The sequence below is a fragment of the Paraburkholderia sp. genome (assembly GCF_034668105.1).
Taxonomy (GTDB): domain Bacteria; phylum Pseudomonadota; class Gammaproteobacteria; order Burkholderiales; family Burkholderiaceae; genus Paraburkholderia.
This window is the reverse complement of sequence record NZ_JAXDPY010000260.1, coordinates 1-4,318: the sequence shown is the minus strand read 5'-3', so window position 1 is coordinate 4,318 and position 4,318 is coordinate 1. Positions and strand designations below refer to the sequence as shown.

Here is a 4,318-nt window from a genome sequence, read left to right as displayed (position 1 = left end):
ATGCGTCTCGGTTCGCAACGTTGCCCGATCAAGCCCGGCACGATGGCCGAAGAGATCTATGGCAAGGATGTGAACGAACGCCATCGCCACCGTTATGAAGTCAATAACCGCTTCGTGCCCCAACTCGAAGCCGGCGGCCTTATCATCAGCGCCCGTACCCCGAGTGAGGATCTGCCGGAAATGATGGAATTGCCGCGCAGCATGCACCCGTGGTTCGTCGGCGTGCAGTTCCACCCGGAATTCACGTCCACGCCGCGCGATGGGCATCCGCTGTTCAAGTCGTTCGTCGAAGCGGCGCTCGCGCATCAGCTGTCGGGTGTGGCGGCTGAAGTCGGGGAAAAAGCATGAAACTGGGCGATTTCGAAATCGGGCTCGACAAGCCGTTTTTCCTGATCGCGGGCACCTGTGTCGTCGAATCAGAACAGATGACGATCGACGTGGCGGGCCGGCTAAAGGAAATCTGCGCGAAGCTGAACATTCCGTTCATCTACAAATCGTCGTACGACAAGGCCAATCGCAGCAGCGGCAAGTCGTTCCGCGGTCTGGGCATGGACGAAGGTTTGCGCATTCTGTCGGAAGTGAAGCGGCAGCTTGGTCTGCCGGTACTCACGGATGTGCATGCCGAGCACGAGATCGAACAGGTGGCGTCGGTGGTCGACGTGCTGCAAACGCCGGCTTTCCTGTGCCGTCAAACCGATTTCATTCATGCTTGCGCGCGTTCGGGCAAACCGGTCAACATCAAGAAGGGCCAGTTTCTCGCTCCGCACGATATGAAGAACGTGATCGACAAGGCGCGTGATGCGGCGCGTGAGGCGGGTCTTTCCGAAGACCGCTTCATGGCGTGCGAGCGCGGCGTGTCGTTCGGCTATAACAACCTCGTGTCCGACATGCGCTCGCTTGCGATCATGCGCGAAACCAACGCGCCGGTCGTGTTCGACGCCACTCACTCGGTGCAGTTGCCGGGCGGGCAGGGCACCAGTTCGGGCGGCCAGCGCGAATTCGTGCCGGTGCTGGCGCGTGCCGCGGTTGCCGTCGGTGTGTCGGGTCTCTTCATGGAAACCCATCCGAAGCCTTCGGAAGCCAAATCTGACGGCCCGAACGCGGTACCGTTGCATCGCATGGCCGATCTGCTTGAAACGCTTGTTACGCTCGATCAGGCCGTCAAGCGCGCGCCGTTCCTGGAAAGCGATTTCAATTGAATCAGGTGTTCGCGGCGTGTCACGATTGGAACGCTTAATCGGCACGCGGCGAATGCACGCAGTGGTCGTCGAAAGCATCGGGGCGCGTGTCGTGCGCTGGGGAGACCAGCGTTGCCCGGTGAGGCTTCACAGTAAAGAATTCAACGTCATTTCTTGAGGAAACCATGAGTGCTATCGTAGATATCATCGGTCGAGAGATTCTCGATTCGCGAGGCAACCCCACCGTCGAATGCGACGTGCTGCTCGAGTCTGGCACGATGGGCCGCGCTGCGGTGCCGTCCGGTGCGTCGACCGGCTCGCGTGAAGCGATCGAACTGCGCGACGGCGAAGCCGGCCGTTACGGCGGCAAGGGCGTGCTTAAGGCCGTCGAGCACATCAACACCGAAATCTCCGAAGCGATCATGGGCCTCGACGCTTCCGAGCAGGCCTTCCTCGACAAGACCCTGCTGGAACTCGACGGCACGGACAACAAGTCGCGCCTCGGCGCGAACGCGATGCTGGCTGTGTCGATGGCCGTCGCGAAGGCCGCCGCTGAAGAAGCCGGCCTGCCGCTGTACCGCTACTTCGGCGGCTCGGGCGCGATGCAACTGCCGGTGCCGATGATGAACATCGTCAACGGCGGCGCGCACGCGAACAACAGCCTGGACATCCAGGAATTCATGATCGTGCCGGTCAGCCAACCGACCTTCCGCGAAGCACTGCGCTGCGGCGCTGAAGTGTTCCACGCGCTGAAGAAGATCCTGAGCGACCGCGGCATGAGCACGGCGGTGGGCGACGAAGGCGGCTTCGCGCCGAACTTCGGCAGCAACGACGAATGCCTGTCCACCATCCTGCAAGCGATCGAGAAAGCGGGCTACCGCGCCGGTGAAGACGTGCTGCTGGCACTCGACTGCGCAGCGAGCGAGTTCTACCACGATGGCAAATACCAGTTGGCCGGTGAAGGCCTGCAATTGTCGTCCACGGAATTCGCCGATTACCTGGCGAATCTGGCCGACAAGTTCCCGATCGTCTCGATCGAAGACGGCATGCACGAAAGCGACTGGGCGGGCTGGAAGACGCTGACGGACAAGCTCGGCAAGAAGATCCAGCTGGTGGGCGACGACCTGTTCGTCACCAACACGCGCATCCTGAAGGAAGGCATCGAGAAGGGTATCGCCAACTCGATCCTGATCAAGATCAACCAGATCGGTACGCTGACGGAAACCTTCGCCGCGATCGAAATGGCCAAGCGCGCCGGCTACACGGCCGTGATCTCGCACCGCTCGGGCGAAACCGAAGATTCGACGATTGCGGACATCGCAGTCGGCCTGAACGCAGGTCAGATCAAGACGGGTTCGCTGTCGCGCTCGGACCGCATCTCGAAGTACAACCAGTTGCTGCGTATCGAAGAAGATCTCGGTGATATCGCGAGCTACCCGGGCAAGTCGGCGTTCTACAATCTGCGCTAATGGCCTGTTCGAGAGCGCCGACCGATGAGCCGGTTATCCTTCGTTTCTGATTGACCCCGCCGCCCTGCGTATAGCGCAGGGCGGCGTGTATTTATTGTGCTTACTTCATGCGGCTTGTCACTGCTGTCTTGATCGTTCTGCTGGCGCTGATCCAGTACCCGCTCTGGTGGGGGCACGGCGGCTGGTTGCGCGTGCACGAGTTGCAGCAGCAACTGGCGCAGCAACTGCAGAAGAACGCCGATTCGAAGCTGCGCAATGAGCGCATCGAGGGCGAAGTCCAGGATCTGCAGAACGGCACGGCCGCGGTGGAAGAGCGGGCGCGCTACGAAATGGGCATGGTGAAGGACGGCGAAGTATTCGTGCAGTTCGTCTCGCCGAACGCGCCGTTGCCGAACGCGAACACGTCTTCGGCGACCACCTCGACGCGTGGTGAAGTGTCGGCGGCGCCGCTGCATATGGTGCCGAATCCGGAATCGCGTGCGAAGCCGGATCGCAAGCATGGCGGCAAGGCGGCGAAAGACAAGAAGCCTGCGCACTGAGTCTGTTGAGTGTGCTCTGGCGAGTTGAGTTCGCGCACGAATGCAAAAGCCGTCGCGGAAACGAAGAACGCAAGCGCTGTTGAAACGAAAAAGGCACGGTTTTACACCGTGCCTTTTTCTTTGCGCCTGCGATACCTGCATCTCTGCCTTATCGCGGCATCGGTATGTGGATGTAACCGCTCCGGCTCACCACCCCCAGTAGGGCGCATAACCTACGCCCACACTCGTACCCCATCCGTGGCCCCAACCGCCGCCGTAATAGCTGCCGGACACGCTGACGGGCGGCGAGTAATAACGCGAGTAGGCCTGGGCGGCGTTCTCGGCGGCAATGGCCTGATTCTGATCGGATAGCACCTGGCGGTCGATCGCATCGTAGCGCGCGCGTTCTTCAGGCGTGAGCGGCTGGGCGGTACTGGCCATACCCGATTGGTCGGCCGGCAGCCGGCTATAAATCGGCGATGGGCCCGGCGGATCCATCACGCAGCCCGTCAGCACCGCGCTGCCTGCGAGGGCGGTCAGCACGGTGAACGTGCGCATGCAATGCTTCAACGAAGTAGGGATGTCCATTTTTGATCTCCATTGGTCGGAGGCCTGAGCAAAACATGCGCAGCGTGCGCTGCCAACGATCCACCGCAACGTTCAGCGATAAAGCGCCGACCGACTCCTGAAAAAGGCGTCAAGCGGCGCGTTATTTTACTGGCGTAATACGGGCGTAGCGAACGGCCAGCTGAGCGCTTCAGTGCCGCTGCTCAGCAGCGGGTGTCACGCCTTGTGAGAGCGCATTCGCGACAAAAAGTTGCGCCACGTCGACCGGATCGAATTCGTACCGTTGATTACAGAATTCGCAATGAATCTCGACGTGACCGCGTTCTTCGATCACGCCGTCCACTTCCTCGCGGCCCAGCATCTTCAGCATGGCACCGACTTTTTCGCGCGAGCAGCTGCATTCGAAGCGCGCGGTGGCGGGTTCGAAATGCTGAACGTTTTCCTGCCAGAAGAGGCGGCGGAAAATCGTTTCCGGTTCTTCCTTCAGCAACTCGTCTTGCGACATCGTGCTGCCAAGCGTGCAGACGCGCTCCCATGTGTCCGCGTCCAGATCGCCCGGATGCGGGACGATACCGCCGTCGCCCGG

Annotated in this window: 6 protein-coding genes; 4 read left to right on the top strand and 2 right to left on the bottom strand. The window is 61.0% G+C overall.

What is annotated here, in order from left to right; genetic code table 11:
* The 4 genes from QOC89_RS12170 to ftsB all read left to right on the top strand — a co-directional run.
* On the top strand, window positions 1-348 hold a 348-nt coding region (locus QOC89_RS12170), incomplete at its 5' end, for a glutamine amidotransferase-related protein (RefSeq protein ID WP_323045240.1).
* Complete coding sequence (kdsA, locus tag QOC89_RS12165) at window positions 345-1,199, top strand: 3-deoxy-8-phosphooctulonate synthase (RefSeq protein ID WP_179732838.1); 855 nt, start codon at window positions 345-347, stop codon at window positions 1,197-1,199. The genes QOC89_RS12170 and kdsA, both read left to right, overlap by 4 nt.
* Before the next feature lie 164 nt (window positions 1,200-1,363).
* Complete coding sequence (gene eno, locus QOC89_RS12160) at window positions 1,364-2,647, top strand: phosphopyruvate hydratase (RefSeq protein WP_144156379.1); 1,284 nt, start codon at window positions 1,364-1,366, stop codon at window positions 2,645-2,647.
* Between the two features lie 107 nt (window positions 2,648-2,754).
* The gene (ftsB, locus tag QOC89_RS12155) at window positions 2,755-3,186 is read left to right on the top strand and encodes a cell division protein FtsB (RefSeq protein ID WP_323045239.1); all 432 of its coding nucleotides are present in this window, start codon (window positions 2,755-2,757) and stop codon (window positions 3,184-3,186) included.
* A 186-nt stretch (window positions 3,187-3,372) separates the two neighbouring features.
* Here ftsB and QOC89_RS12150 read toward each other — a convergent pair whose 3' ends face one another.
* Window positions 3,373-3,753: a hypothetical protein gene (locus QOC89_RS12150; protein ID WP_323045238.1), complete on the bottom strand. Its 381-nt coding sequence runs from the start codon at window positions 3,751-3,753 to the stop codon at window positions 3,373-3,375.
* Window positions 3,754-3,922: 169 nt separating this feature from the next.
* A partial coding sequence (locus tag QOC89_RS12145; RefSeq protein ID WP_323045237.1) for an Hsp33 family molecular chaperone HslO occupies window positions 3,923-4,318 on the bottom strand: 396 nt, incomplete at its 5' end.